Raw genomic sequence first — 12,803 nt, 5'->3', positions numbered from 1 at the left:
CGGCCGGCGGTGTGCCGGCGTCATGAGAAAGGCTTCTCCCACTGCCGCAGACTATCGGTTGGTCCGCGCGAGGGATTGCACCGGCGTGCGAGAAAACGATGCCGCCATCGGTAAGCCGATGGCGGCATTGGCACGATTGGTGCCGGCTTATTGCGGCTTGCGGATGCCGCGCTCGAACACCAGCAGCATGCCGCCGAGGATCGCCGCGTTCTTCAGGAAGGCAGTGAGCTGCTCCTGGAAGTGCGCATCGTCCGCGCTCCAGAAACCGTGGAAGACCGCGGTGACCGGCACCAGGAAGGCGGCCAGGGCCAGTGCCGCCCAGCGGGACTGCCAGCCGATGATCAGCAGCAGGCCGCCGATCACTTCGATGGCGATCGTCGCCACGAGGAAAGCGGAAGCGAACGGCAGCCCGGCACTCGCCATCCAGCCGGCGACGCCGGCGAAGCCGAAGATCTTGCCGATGCCGGAGACCAGGAACAGCGCACCGAGCAGGGCGCGGCCGATGGCGAACAGGGGAGTCTGGTTATTGCTTTGGGTATTCATGGTGGGTGCCTGAGAAAGTGGTGGATCAGAATTCGAGGGGGAGGTCGAACAGCAGCACTTCAGCGTCCTGCGCGCCGGCCAGCGTGACCTGCGCCTCGTCGCTGATCTTCAGTGCGTCACCGCCGGACAGCGCGATGCCGTTGACCGTGACGTTGCCGCGTACGACATGCACGTAAGCGCCGCGCCCGGCCTGCAGCGCGTGTGCGACGCGGTCCTCGCCATCGAGGATCGAGGCATAGAGCCACGCGTCCTGGTGGATCAGTACCGAGCCGTCGCGGCCGTCGGGCGAACCGATCAGGCGCAGCTGTCCACGCTTGGTTTCCGTCGCGAAGTGCTTCTCCTCGTAGCTCGGCGCGATGCCGCGCTGCGACGGGATGATCCAGATCTGCAGGAAGTGCACGGGCTCGCTGCGCGAGTGGTTGAACTCGCTGTGGCGCACGCCGGTGCCGGCGCTCATGCGCTGCACGTCGCCGTAGCGGATCACCGAGCCGGTGCCCAGGCTGTCCTTGTGCTCCAGCGCACCGCCGAGCACGTAGGAGATGATCTCCATGTCCTGGTGGCCGTGCGTGCCGAAGCCCTGGGCCGGCGCGACGCGGTCCTCGTTGATCACGCGCAGCGGGCCGAAGTGGACGTGGTTGGGGTCCATGTACTCGGCGAAGGAGAAGCTGTGGCGGGAGTTCAGCCAGCCGTGGTTGGCCAGCCCGCGCTCGTCGCTCTTGCGAACCTGAAGCATGATGGCGCTCCTATATGTGCGAATATTTCGATGGTTTGGCCGTGTGGCTGGTCAGCGGTAAAAACTGGCTGCCTTTCGGTTGACGCGCAGTATCCGCGCACCGGAAGCCTTTGAAAAACGGAAAGATTCCCGTCCTATCATCGAAAAAATCGAATGCTCCGGATCAGTCTCGACGCCCTGCAGGTTCTCGACGCCATCGACCGGCGCGGCTCGTTCGCGGGTGCAGCGAAGGAGCTGTATCGCGTGCCGTCGACGATTTCCTACGTCGTGTCCAAGCTGGAAGAGGAGCTCGGCGTCCAGTTGTTCGAGCGGCTCGGGCCGCGCGTCGCGCTGACACAGGCCGGGCAGGAACTGCTCAAGGAAGGCCGCTACCTGCTGAAGGCGGCTCAGGATCTCGAACAGCGCGTGCGGCGCGTGGCCTCCGGCTGGGAAACCGAGTTCGCGATCGGGATGGATTCGATGCTGTCGGCCCAGGGATTGTTGCCGGACATCGCCGAGTTCTATGCCGTCGCCGACCAGACCCGGCTGCGCATCGCCAGCGAAGCCCTTTCAGGAACCTGGGAAGCGCTGCTCGACCGGCGCGTGGACCTGCTCGTCGGTGCGGCCGGCGAGGGGCCATCGGGCGGCGGCTACATCGCCGAGCCGATCGGGACCGTGCCGTTCGTGTTCGCGGTGGCACCGTCGCACCCGCTGGCAAAGGGCAAGAAAGTGCTGGGCAAGGCCGACCTGCGCGCACACCGCGCGATCGCCGTGGCCGATTCGGCACGCAATCTGCCCACGCGCACGGTCGGCATGCTGTTCGGGCAGGACGCGCTGACCGTGCCGGACATGCGCACCAAATACGCCTATCAGGTGGCTGGCACCGGATTCGGCTTCCTGCCCGAGCCCTATGCGCGGACCGGCATCGACGCCGGCCTGCTGGTCGAGCGCAAGGTAGAGGAGCCCAAGCCGCCGGAGACGTTCTACCTCGCGTGGCGCAGCGACGAAACTGGTGCCGCGCTGGACTGGTGGCGCACGCGCATGCGCGCGGCGGGCGTGCTCGACAGGTTGCTGGTCGGCGGCTGAGCCTCAGGCGCGGATGCGCACCGGCACGCGGCAGGCGTCGCGGCCTTCGACGAACACGCCGACGCGATCGTTGAGCCGCTTCAGCACCAGATGGATCCGGTATTCGCCGATCGGCACATGCCGCACCACGACCTCGTCGATGCCGACCGGCAACTGCGGGCGCTCGATCGCGACCTCGCCGTTGCGCCCGTCGATGGCGATGCCCAGGCATGCCTGCACCAGCATGAAGGCCGAACCGGCCGCCCAGGCCTGCGGCAGGCACGCCACCGGGTAGGCCACCGGCGCGCTGCCCGGCGTGCGCGGGAATCCGCAGAACAACTCCGGAAGCCGCATGTCGAAATGCACCGCCGACTCGAACGCACCGCGCAGCAGTCGTGTGGCCGCCTGGCGCTCGCCGTAGGCAGCGATGCCGGCCGCGCACAGCGCCGAATCGTGCGGCCAGACCGAGCCGTTGTGGTACGACATCGGGTTGAAGTGCGTCTCTCCCTGCGCCAGCGTGCGGATGCCCCATCCGTTGAAGAACGGTGCGTCCAGCAGTTGCTGCGTGACCTGCGCCGCGCGCGATGATTCCGGCAGGCCGCTGTAGAGCAGATGCCCGGCATTGCTTGAGCGCACGGCGCACAACTCGCCGGCCGCATCGATGGCGATGCCATAGAACCCGCGATCCGGCATCCAGTAGCGGCGCTCGACCTCGACGCGGATGCGTTCGGCGCGTTCCAGCCACCGCAACGACGCGGCCTCGTCCCCTCGCAGGCTGGCCATGCTGGCCATCGCCCTGAGCGCCGCGAACACATAACCCTGCACTTCGACCAGCGCGATCGCGCCCTGCGGCGGCCGGCCGTCGGCATGGAACACCGAATCGGAGCTGTCCTTCCAGCCCTGGTTCGCCAGTCCACTTTCCTGGCCGCGCTGGTAATCGAGGAAGCCGTGGCGGTTCGCATCGCAGACGCGTTCGATCCATCCCGTCGCGGCGATCAGTGCCGGCCAGATCGAATCGATGAAGGCCACGTCGCCCGTGCGCTGCAGGAAAGCACCGGCCAGTCCGACGAACAGCGGCGTGGTGTCGACGCCGCCGTAATAGCGGCCGAACGGCAACTCGCCGAGCGTGGACATCTCGCCCTTGCGCGTCTCGTGCATGATCTTGCCCGGCGAGGAGTCCATGAACGCCGACTCCTCCTGCGCCTGGTGGCTAGCCAGGAACTTCAGCACGCCGCGTGCCAACGCCGGATCGAGCCACAGCGTCTGCAGCGCCGTGATCACGGCGTCGCGGCCGAACGGTGTCGAAAACCACGGCACGCCGGCGTAAGGATAAGGTCCGGTTTCCAGTTCGCTGGTGAGCATCGCCAGGTCGGCGCGCGAGCGATCCATCCATGCGTTGAACAATGGACCCGAGCTGCGGAGGCGCGCGCTGCTGCGTGCACGCCGCCGCATCCGCGAGCGCGCCAGCGCAGCCGCGCTGCGAAACCGTTCGCGCGAAGGCAGGGCCATCTCCGCACCGACCTCGACGTAGAAGACCTCGCGGCCACCGGCGGCAAGTTCCACCTGGAACTCGACACGATGCTCCGAAGCCTGGTGCGGCGCGGCCGAGAACGCCACGGACGAGCTGCGCAGCTCGGCGTCGAGGCCGCGATAGCGGAACGTCTGGCCATGCTCGAACAGTTCCACCGGCATCGTGTCGCCACGGCGCGAACGCTTGCTGCCGCGCACCTCGAACATGTCGCTGAAGTCCGCCTCGATCTCGAGCACCAGCGGAACGAATGCCGGCACAGTGCCGTAGTTCGCGAGCAGCAGCCGTTCGTACAGGCGGTCGCCATGCAGGAAGCGCATGCGCTTGAGGTACACCAGGCCCTGGCCAAAGCTGGCGTTGTTGCCCAGCGGAGGCAGCTGGCGGTTGGTCAGGTGCGCGACGAAGAAGACGTTGTCGCGGGTGACATAGGAGCTGAGCAGCATCGGAGCGCTGTCGCCGAGCAGGACCCGGAAGCGCGAGAGGATGCGCGTGTCGTTGTGGAACTGGCCGTCGGCACCGCCCTCGACGTCGCCCAAGCGGTTTGCGATCAGGAAGCTGTCGCCATCCTTCAGAACGTAGCTGGTGTTCAATGACGCGGAGGCGGCCGGATCCATGTCCGTGGGCTCAGGCGATCATGCGCTGCGCGGCATCTTCCTGCCGCAAAAGATGCCGGTAGACATCGACATAGGAAGCCGCCATGACCTCCGCCGTGAAGCGACGCTCGAAGCGCTCGCGGACGGCGTGGCGACTGAGTGCCAGCATGCCCGGCAGCGCGTCAACCGCCTGCTGGACGGATTCGACGATGCAGCCGGTCACGCCCGGTTCGATCACCTCCGGCACCGACCCGCAGTTCCAGGCCACCACCGGCGTGCCGCAGGCCATCGCCTCGATCATCACCAGTCCGAACGGTTCGGGCCAGTCGATCGGAAACAGCAGCGCCAGCGCGTTGCCGAGGAACTCGCTCTTCTCCTCATCGGAGATCTCGCCGATGTACTCGATGCCGTCGCCGTCGAGCAGTGGCTCGATCTCATTGTGGAAATACGCCTTGTCGACCGCATCGACCTTGGCCGCGATGCGCAGCGGCAGCCCGGCCTGGCGCGCGATGGAGATCGCGCGATCGACCCGCTTCTCGGGGGAAATGCGGCCCAGGAAAGCGAGATAGCCCCCGGCCGGCCTCGGCGAGTAGCTCAGCAGATCCGATGGCAGGCCATGGTGGATCGTGCCGACCCAGTTGACCTCGCCGAGCGGCTTGCGCTGCTTGTCGGAGATGGACACCAGCGGGAACTTGCGCCAGCGCCGATAGGCCTGTGGCAGGTCCTTCAGGTCCAGGCGGCCGTGCAACGTGGTGACGGTCTTGCCGCAGCAGTTCTCGAAGAACGGGTAGTGCAGAAGATCGACATGGAAGTGCAGCATGTCGAACTCATCGGCGCGCCTGCGTACGTCGTGCAGCAGCGTAAGGTGCGCGGCGAGGTCGGACTTGAGTGGTGCGGGATCGAGCCGGATCGCCTGGTCGCGCATCGGCACCAGCGTCGCGCGGGTGCGCGTGTCGGCCGACGCGAACAACGTCACGTCATGCCCGGCGTCCACCAATGCATCGGTCAGGTAAGCGACGACGCGTTCGGTGCCGCCGTACAGCAGCGGCGGCACGGCTTCGTAGAGCGGGGAGATTTGTGCGATTCGCATTTGACGCAAGTTACGACACGCGTCGTGTAAGAATTGTTGTACGCACGCGTGTTCAATGGAATGAACAGGCGGCGCGCGCCGGTCATCGTTCCGGATGGTGAGGTCTCCAGCAGCGCGTTCACGTCGATGTACGCGAACGGAGGTGCGGACATTTCGCCTCGGCTGCAACCTCCTCAGCAGTTCCGCGATGCTTCGTCGAAGCAGGCTTGCGTCGCGCCGTCTCGTCAACGAGCGGCGCACGCGTGAAGGTCACCCCGTTGCGATCGACTGTGCGGCGGTGCGGGTGATGCCGGCGCTGTAGGTCGCAATACCGTCGAGATTCAACTCAAGCACGACGCCGAGTTCGTCCAAGCCGTAGAGAGCGTCGACGCCCGCATCGTGCCGTGGCCACCACCTGATGCAAGCCGCCAATTCCGGCGCTGGGCCTGATGCGGATCGCCGGATGGTCGTGCAGCAGGGGGGCGGCCGGCATCGCGGGCGTCCTCGCGGCCGGACACGGAACGGCCGGGCAGGACCGACCCTGCGCGACCGGGGAGAGTTCACGAGACCAGCGCTGATGGCGCCATGCATCCAGTTGGTGCCAAAAGGGGCGGTACAGCGCCGCGCTCACGGTTCTTTGCACTACGATGGTGCAATGACCGCGCTCGCGCCCGATGCCGACACCCTGACCACGCCGCTGGCCTGGAGTGACGGTCAGGGTGTGATCGCGGGCTGCAACACCGCTTTTTCGCGCTGGCTCGGCGTCAGCGCCCGGCGCCTGCTCGGCTGGCCACTGGCCGGGCTGGATTCCGGCGACGGCCGCCTGGCCGAGGCGCTGGCCCGCGCCTCCGACGGCAGCGCGCCGTTGCGGCTGCGCCGCTGCCGGTTGCGCTACAGCGATGGCGAGGAATGCTTCGCCGACCTGTGGCTGAGCCGGCGCGAGGACGGCGGCTGGCTGATGGAAGCTCATCCGGTCGACGAGTTCCCCGGCGACGACCCGGCTCTGTTGCTTCCGTCCGCGCTGTCGGCCTCGCTGAAAGGGCTGGCACACGAACTGCGCAATCCGCTGGCTGGCTTGAAGGGCGCCGCGCAACTGCTCGCGCGCCGCGTCGACCGCGACGGCGGCGATGCGCGCGAACTCGTGTCGATGATCGGCAGCGAAGTCGAGCGCCTCACCGCACTCGTCGACCAGTTGCTGACGCCGGCGCCGCCGCGCGCGCATGCATCGCTGAACATCCATGCCGTGCTCGAACGCGTGTTGCGGTTGGCCGAGAGCGAGGCCGGGTGGGCTGTGCGCCTGCTACGCGATTACGACCCGAGCCTGCCCGAGTTCGACGGCGATGCCGATCGCCTGATGCAGGCAGTGTGGAACCTGGTGCGAAACGCCATCGAAGCCGGCGCGACCCACATCACGCTGCGCACGCGCGCCGAGCACGCAGTGCGCATCGCCGACGTCGTGCATCCGATCGCGCTGCGGCTGGAGATCGTCGACGACGGGCGCGGCGTGCCGGATGCACTGGCCGAACAGCTGTTCCTGCCGCTGGTGTCGGGCCGCGCCGAGGGCAGTGGTCTCGGTCTAGCGCTGGCGCAGCAGGTCGCGCGCGAGCACCGCGGCTCGCTGGCCTATCGCTCGCGGCCGGGACACACGGTATTCACGCTGCTGCTGCCGCTGGCGCTGCAGGACGAAGGAGGCATCGCGCATGGCGGTTGAGCAGGCCCGCATCTGGGTGGTCGACGACGACCGCAGCGTCCGCTTCGTGCTCGCCACCGCGCTGCGCGAGGCGGGCTATGCCGTCGATGGCTTCGAAAGCGCGCGCGATGCGCTGGCCGCGCTAGACGATCGCGCGCCCCCGGACCTGTTGTTCACCGACGTGCGCATGCCGGACACGGGCGGCCTCGCGCTGCTCGACAGGATCAAGGCGCGGCTGCCGCGCCTGCCGGTGATCGTGATGAGCGCCTACACCGATGTCGCCAGCACCGCGGGCGCATTCCGGGGCGGCGCGCACGAGTTCCTGTCCAAGCCCTTCGATCTCGACGACGCGGTCGCATTGGCCGCGCGCACGCTGGGCGAAGTACAGCAGCAGTCGCCGTCACCGCCGCGCGAGGAGGCCGCGACGCAGGCCGATGCGCTGATCGGTGACGCGCCTGCGATGCGGACGCTGTTCCGTGCGATCGGCCGCCTGGCGCAGGCGCCGCTGTCGGTGCTCATCACCGGCGAAACCGGCACCGGCAAGGAACTGGTCGCGCGCGCGCTGCATCGCGAGTCGCCACGCTCGCGCAAGCCGTTCGTCGCGCTGAACACCGCGGCGATTCCCGCCGAGCTGCTGGAAAGCGAGCTGTTCGGCCACGAGGCGGGTGCCTTCACCGGTGCGACGCGCCGCCACCACGGCCGCTTCGAACAGGCCGACGGCGGCACGCTGTTCCTCGACGAGATCGGCGACATGCCGTTGCCGCTGCAGACACGGCTGCTGCGCGTGCTGGCCGAAGGCGAGTTCTTCCGCGTCGGTGGACGTGAGCTGATACGCGTCGATGTGCGCGTGATCGCCGCGACGCACCAGGACCTGGAAAGCCTCGTTGCCGACGGGCGCTTCCGCGCCGACCTCCTGCATCGGCTCGACGTGGTGCGCCTGCGCCTGCCTCCGCTGCGCGAGCGGCGCGAGGACATTCCCCGTCTGGCCGAGCGCTTCCTTGCCGCCGCTGCGGTGCGCTTCGACGCGCCCGCCAAGCGGTTGTCGCCGCCCGCGATCGAACGCCTGCTCGCCTACGACTGGCCCGGCAACGTGCGCCAGTTGGAGAACCTGTGTTGGCGCCTGGCTGCGCTCGCGCCCGGCGACAGCATCGGCCGTGCCGACCTGGACGATGTGCTCGACACGACGGTGTCGCCGTCGCGGCAAGCGGCGGTGGCCGCAGGCGAAGGCGAGTGGGATGCGCATCTGGCGGCGTGGGCGCGCGAGCAGCTGGCACTGGGCAACGACGGCCTGCATGCGCAGGCACTCGAACGCTTCGAGCACGCGTTGTTCGAGGCGGCCCTGGAACATACCGGTGGCCGCCGCAGCGAAGCCGCGGCACGGCTCGGGCTGGGGCGCAACACACTGACCCGCAAGCTCGGCCCCGGTCGCAAGCGCCACTGACTGTTCACCGCCGTGTGACCACGACGGGAATAACCTGCGCGCTCGCGATCAGGTATACCGAACCGATAGGCATTGCCGGACACAAGGAGATCCCGGATGAAGACCGCACTGCTCGCCGCCGCCACGATCCTGGCCCTGTCCGCCTGCAGTTCCGCGCCCAAGACCAAGGCGCCGCCGCCCGCTGCTTCGACCGCCAAGGCCGCTGTCGTCAACCTCTCCTCCGCGTCGGCCAGCCTGGTCAGCGGACGGCTCACCGTGAAGCCGATGGGCGATGGCGTGCATCTCACCGGCGAAATCGGCGGCCTGGCACCGAACAGCGTGCATGCGATCCACATCCACGAGAAGGGTGACTGCAGCGCGGCCGATGCCAGCAGCGCCGGTGGGCATTTCAATCCGGCCGGTGCACCGCACGGCAAGGTCGACAGCGGTGCGCACCACGGCGGCGACATGGACAACATCAGCGCCAACGCCGATGGCATCGCGAAGGTCAGCGTGCATGCCCAGGGCGTGACGCTCGGCGGAGGTGCAGCCAACGACGTGGCAGGCAAGGCGGTGATCGTCCACGCCTCGCCGGACGACTACAAGACGCAGCCGACCGGCAATGCCGGCGGGCGCGTGGCATGCGGGGTCATCACTGTCACGCAGTGATGCGGTTCTCGCCACCCGCTCATCCTTCGACTCCGCTGCGCTACGCTCAGGACGAACGGTGCTGGTTTGCGGCAATACTTGCAGGCTGCGGCAGCTCGCACTGTGCGACCAGCCGTTTCACCGTTCGTCCTGAGCGTAGGTGCGAAGCGCCGAAGTCGAAGGATGAGCGGGCTACCCAGCGTGAAACACCAGGATGTCGTCCATGACCACCACTCATTTGCGCATCCGCGAAGCCCACGCCCACGACACCGAGATGCTTGCGGTGTGGGCGGAAGCGATGGCGTGGGAGACCGAGCACAAGCGGCTCGATCCCGGCACGGTACGCCGGGGCGTCGCCGCAGGCATCGCCGATCCGGCCAGGGCGCGCTACTTCATCGCGATGGACGAAGCCGGCGTCGCCGGCCGCGAAACGATCGCGGCGCCGGTCGGCACGCTGATGCTGACGCGCGAATGGAGCGACTGGCGCGACGGCGAGTGGTGGTGGATCCAGAGCGTGTACGTGCCGCCCGAGCACCGCCGCCGCGGCGTGTTCGCCGCGCTGTACCGGCACGTCGAGACGCTCGCTCGCGGCACACGCGGTGTGGTTGGCCTGCGCCTGTATGTCGAGCGCGACAACGACAACGCCCACCGCACCTACGACGCGCTGGGGATGGTCGATGCGGGCTATGCCATCCGCGAGGCGGAGTTCGATCGTTCGAAGTGACGCAACGGGCGGTCAGCGCAGGTGCCGCGGCACCTTGCTTTCGAGCAGCCGGACCAGTTCCGCGTCCATGAACTCGTAATCATCGGGGATGTCGAGGCAGACGATGCGCTTGCCGGCAAGGTGCGGCTGGAAGCGCGCCGACAGCTTCGAGCGGTGCGCGCGTTCCATCACGAAGATCAGGTCGGCCCACTGCAGCAGTTCCGGCGTGACCGGGTTGTCGGCGCCGACATTGATCCCGGCCGACGCGGTCTCGACGCCCGGCCATTCGGCGAACACCTGTTCCGCAGTCGGGCTGCGCAGCCGGTTCTGGCTGCAGATGAAGAGGACGTTGGTCAATCCAGCACGGCCCGGTTGTCGTCGATCGCGTGCACGAAGTTCACTGGGATCCCGTGCGCGCCGAGCACCGCGGCGATCTGCCGCTGGCGGGCCTGGAAGTGCTGGTGCTGGCGCTCCAGCTTCTCCCGGCATTCGGCGGTGTCGCAGGGCGCCTCGGTGGCGTAGCGGGCCTTCCATGCGCGTGGCTCGAACATCGCAATGCGTGCCTCGCCGGCGACGTAGTGCACCAGCGGCTCGGGCGGCGCGTCCAGCCATTCCTCGCCCTCGGGTTGCAGCAACGCGGTTTCCAGCAGCGGCCACAGCGGCGAAAGGCCGGCGTGGTCGTACTGCATCGCCATCATCGCGGCGAGGTCGTGCACCGTCAGGTAGCGCGCATGCTCGACTCGCAGGCCGAACGCCTCCTGCGCGGCGAGCGCGGTGTCGGCGCCGGCCATGCCGCGCTCGAGCAGTTCGCGCTCGAACACATCGCCGACTCGGGCGGCGGCCTCGGCGTTGCCGCCGAGCACGAACGGCACCAGCCGCAGCGGGCCACCGGCGTAGTCGGGCGAGGGGGTGAGAGTGCCCGGCAGGCGCTCCTCGTGGGCGCCGAAGGCGATGACCCGCGCCTCGGTCCGACCCGGGGCGCGTGCCGCCAGCTGGTCCAGCTCGCGGTGCAGCGGCCAGCCCGGGCGGAGCAGCTCGACCGGGTCGTAGTGGGCACCCACCGTGACCAGGTCCAGCGAGGAGGCTTCCGGCGCGAAGCCGGCAAGATCGCGGGCGATCAGCGCCGCAAGCGCGCCAACCTCGCCCTGCGACAGGGCGTGGCGGTCGACCGGCGCGTCACCGCGCAGCTCGAGCGCGAGGGCGCCGAGCACGTGCAGCGTGGCGGTCGGGGCGGGGGCGGTGCTGTCGGCGAAGCTCATGGATACGGTGGCGTTTGGTCGCTCGCGAAGGCGGCGCTACACTTCGTCCATTATGCCCGGCGGTCGTTACGGTCCCGGCAACTCCCCCAGGTTCCTTCGAGGTGCACTGATGCGTCCAGCCCGTCCCGTCGCCGTGCTAGGCGGCGTCCGCATTCCGTTTTGCCGCCAGAACACGGCCTATGCGGATGTCGGCAACCTCGGCATGTCGGTCCGGACCCTGGGTGCCCTGGTCGAGAAGTACGGCCTGCACGGCCAGCAGCTCGGCGAAGTGGCGATGGGCGCGGTCATCAAGCACTCCAGCGACTGGAACCTCGGCCGCGAGGCCGCCCTGTCCTCGGGCCTGTCGCCGCTGACGCCGGGCATCACGCTGCAGCGCGCCTGCGGCACCTCGCTCGACTCGATCGTGCACATCGGCAACAAGATCGCGACCGGCCAGATCGAGGTCGGCATCGGCGGCGGTTCCGATACGACGTCCGACGTGCCGATCGTCTACGGCCAGAAGCTGCGCCGCCGCCTCCTCGAAGCCGCCCGCGCCAAGACGCCGCGCGACAAGCTGGCTGCGTTCAAGGGTTTCCATTTCCGCGAGCTGAAGCCCGAGTTCCCGGGTGTGGCCGAACCGCGTACCGGCAAATCGATGGGCGACCACTGCGAGGACATGGCCAAGCAGTGGAACATCTCGCGCGACTCGCAGGACGAGTGGGCGCTGTCCTCGCACAAGAAGCTCGCCGCCGCCTACGACCGCGGCTTCTTCGACGACCTGGTGGTGAGCTTCCGCGGCGTGGCCCGCGACAACATCCTGCGCCCCGACAGCACGCTGGAGAAGCTGGCCTCGCTGAAGCCCGCGTTCGACAAGACTTCCGGACGCGGCACGCTGACCGCGGCCAATTCCACGCCGCTGACCGATGGCGCATCCGCCTGCCTGCTGGCATCGGACGAATGGGCGCGCTCGCGCGGCCACGAAGTGCTCTGCTACCTGCGCGATGCGCACGTCGCGGCGGTCGACTTCGTCCACGGCGAAGGCCTGCTGATGGCGCCAACCGTCGCGGTGCCGGAGATGCTCGCGCGCAACGGCCTGACGCTGCAGGACTTCGACTTCTACGAGATCCACGAAGCCTTCGCCGCGCAGGTGCTGTGCACGCTGCGCGCGTGGGAGAGCGAGGAGTACTGCAAGAACCGTCTCGGCCTCGACGCGCCGATGGGCCGCATCGACGTCGCCAAGATCAATCCGAACGGCTCCTCGCTCGCTGCCGGCCATCCGTTCGCCGCGACCGGTGCGCGCATTGTCGCCACCGCGGCGAAGGAGCTGAAGCAGCGTGGCGGCGGCCGCTGCCTGGTGTCGATCTGCACCGCCGGCGGCATGGGCGTGGTGGCGATCCTGGAGCGTTGATCGCGCCGCGCGATCGCCCGCATCCCTGACGGCCTGCTATACAGTCCACCGGCACGGCGCGGTGGCTGAAGGGGGTTCGGCCCGCGACCGCACACAGGAGGTGGGGATGGGAGTCAGGACCTGGACGGGCACGCTCGCCTGCGGATTGCTGCTGTTTGCGACAGCCTGCAGCAACAAGGAGGCAGC

At 68.4% G+C, this 12,803-nt stretch carries 12 protein-coding genes; 6 read left to right on the top strand and 6 right to left on the bottom strand.

The features are described 5' to 3' along the window. Positions 1–147: 147 nt before the first annotated feature. Together IU514_RS03685 and IU514_RS03680 are read right to left on the bottom strand one after the other, a co-directional pair. The gene (locus tag IU514_RS03685; protein WP_194929726.1) at positions 148–543 is read right to left on the bottom strand and encodes a DoxX family protein; all 396 of its coding nucleotides are present in this window, start codon (positions 541–543) and stop codon (positions 148–150) included. A 25-nt stretch (positions 544–568) separates the two neighbouring features. Next, positions 569–1,276 (bottom strand): pirin family protein, encoded by a 708-nt coding sequence (locus IU514_RS03680; protein ID WP_194929725.1) that lies wholly within the window; start codon positions 1,274–1,276, stop codon positions 569–571. Positions 1,277–1,429: 153 nt separating this feature from the next. On the opposite strand from IU514_RS03680, the gene IU514_RS03675 reads away from it, so the two are divergent. Next, positions 1,430–2,341: a LysR substrate-binding domain-containing protein gene (locus IU514_RS03675; protein ID WP_194929724.1), complete on the top strand. Its 912-nt coding sequence runs from the start codon at positions 1,430–1,432 to the stop codon at positions 2,339–2,341. A 3-nt stretch (positions 2,342–2,344) separates the two neighbouring features. Here the strand turns inward: IU514_RS03675 and IU514_RS03670 are convergent, their stop codons facing one another. Further along, positions 2,345–4,462, bottom strand: coding sequence for an amylo-alpha-1,6-glucosidase (locus IU514_RS03670; RefSeq protein WP_194929723.1), 2,118 nt, complete (start codon positions 4,460–4,462; stop codon positions 2,345–2,347). Between the two features lie 10 nt (positions 4,463–4,472). Beyond that, entirely contained in the window at positions 4,473–5,531 is a 1,059-nt protein-coding gene (locus tag IU514_RS03665) for a glycosyltransferase family 4 protein (RefSeq protein WP_194929722.1), read from the bottom strand. Positions 5,532–6,165: 634 nt separating this feature from the next. Between IU514_RS03665 and IU514_RS03660 the strand changes: the two genes are divergently transcribed. The 4 genes from IU514_RS03660 (at position 6,166) to IU514_RS03645 (ending at position 9,992) form a co-directional block, all read left to right on the top strand. Next, complete coding sequence (locus IU514_RS03660; protein WP_194929721.1) at positions 6,166–7,221, top strand: two-component system sensor histidine kinase NtrB; 1,056 nt, start codon at positions 6,166–6,168, stop codon at positions 7,219–7,221. Further along, complete coding sequence (ntrC, locus tag IU514_RS03655) at positions 7,211–8,641, top strand: nitrogen regulation protein NR(I) (protein ID WP_194929720.1); 1,431 nt, start codon at positions 7,211–7,213, stop codon at positions 8,639–8,641. The genes IU514_RS03660 and ntrC overlap by 11 nt, the downstream gene beginning before the upstream one ends. A gap of 96 nt (positions 8,642–8,737) precedes the next feature. Further along, positions 8,738–9,289 (top strand): superoxide dismutase family protein, encoded by a 552-nt coding sequence (locus IU514_RS03650; RefSeq protein WP_194929719.1) that lies wholly within the window; start codon positions 8,738–8,740, stop codon positions 9,287–9,289. 202 nt (positions 9,290–9,491) lie between these two features. Then, on the top strand, positions 9,492–9,992 hold the full coding sequence (locus IU514_RS03645; RefSeq protein ID WP_194929718.1) for a GNAT family N-acetyltransferase: 501 nt from the start codon (positions 9,492–9,494) through the stop codon (positions 9,990–9,992). Positions 9,993–10,004: 12 nt separating this feature from the next. Here IU514_RS03645 and IU514_RS03640 read toward each other — a convergent pair whose 3' ends face one another. Beyond that, on the bottom strand, positions 10,005–10,328 hold the full coding sequence (locus tag IU514_RS03640) for a low molecular weight protein tyrosine phosphatase family protein (RefSeq protein ID WP_194929717.1): 324 nt from the start codon (positions 10,326–10,328) through the stop codon (positions 10,005–10,007). Further along, complete coding sequence (locus IU514_RS03635) at positions 10,325–11,230, bottom strand: hypothetical protein (RefSeq protein ID WP_194929716.1); 906 nt, start codon at positions 11,228–11,230, stop codon at positions 10,325–10,327. The genes IU514_RS03640 and IU514_RS03635 overlap by 4 nt, the downstream gene beginning before the upstream one ends. Positions 11,231–11,339: 109 nt before the next feature. Between IU514_RS03635 and IU514_RS03630 the strand changes: the two genes are divergently transcribed. Next, a complete protein-coding gene (locus tag IU514_RS03630) occupies positions 11,340–12,617 on the top strand; it encodes an acetyl-CoA C-acetyltransferase (RefSeq protein WP_194929715.1) in 1,278 nt (425 codons plus the stop codon). The last annotated feature ends 186 nt before the right edge of the window (positions 12,618–12,803 follow it).

The organism is Lysobacter niastensis (assembly GCF_015453285.1).
In the GTDB taxonomy this organism is placed as follows: domain Bacteria; phylum Pseudomonadota; class Gammaproteobacteria; order Xanthomonadales; family Xanthomonadaceae; genus Lysobacter_J; species Lysobacter_J niastensis.
Note: the sequence above shows the minus strand (reverse complement) of the source record. Positions and strands in the feature narration are given on the sequence as shown.

What these genes read in the sequence shown, in the direction of transcription:
- IU514_RS03685 (WP_194929726.1), bottom strand. Translation starts at nt 543, where the DNA reads ATGAATACCCAAAGCAATAACCAGACTCCCCTGTTCGCCATCGGCCGC.
- IU514_RS03680 (WP_194929725.1), bottom strand. Translation starts at nt 1,276, where the DNA reads ATGCTTCAGGTTCGCAAGAGCGACGAGCGCGGGCTGGCCAACCACGGC.
- IU514_RS03675 (WP_194929724.1), top strand. Translation starts at nt 1,430, where the DNA reads ATGCTCCGGATCAGTCTCGACGCCCTGCAGGTTCTCGACGCCATCGAC.
- IU514_RS03670 (WP_194929723.1), bottom strand. Translation starts at nt 4,462, where the DNA reads ATGGATCCGGCCGCCTCCGCGTCATTGAACACCAGCTACGTTCTGAAG.
- IU514_RS03665 (WP_194929722.1), bottom strand. Translation starts at nt 5,531, where the DNA reads ATGCGAATCGCACAAATCTCCCCGCTCTACGAAGCCGTGCCGCCGCTG.
- IU514_RS03660 (WP_194929721.1), top strand. Translation starts at nt 6,166, where the DNA reads ATGACCGCGCTCGCGCCCGATGCCGACACCCTGACCACGCCGCTGGCC.
- ntrC (WP_194929720.1), top strand. Translation starts at nt 7,211, where the DNA reads ATGGCGGTTGAGCAGGCCCGCATCTGGGTGGTCGACGACGACCGCAGC.
- IU514_RS03650 (WP_194929719.1), top strand. Translation starts at nt 8,738, where the DNA reads ATGAAGACCGCACTGCTCGCCGCCGCCACGATCCTGGCCCTGTCCGCC.
- IU514_RS03645 (WP_194929718.1), top strand. Translation starts at nt 9,492, where the DNA reads ATGACCACCACTCATTTGCGCATCCGCGAAGCCCACGCCCACGACACC.
- IU514_RS03635 (WP_194929716.1), bottom strand. Translation starts at nt 11,230, where the DNA reads ATGAGCTTCGCCGACAGCACCGCCCCCGCCCCGACCGCCACGCTGCAC.
- IU514_RS03630 (WP_194929715.1), top strand. Translation starts at nt 11,340, where the DNA reads ATGCGTCCAGCCCGTCCCGTCGCCGTGCTAGGCGGCGTCCGCATTCCG.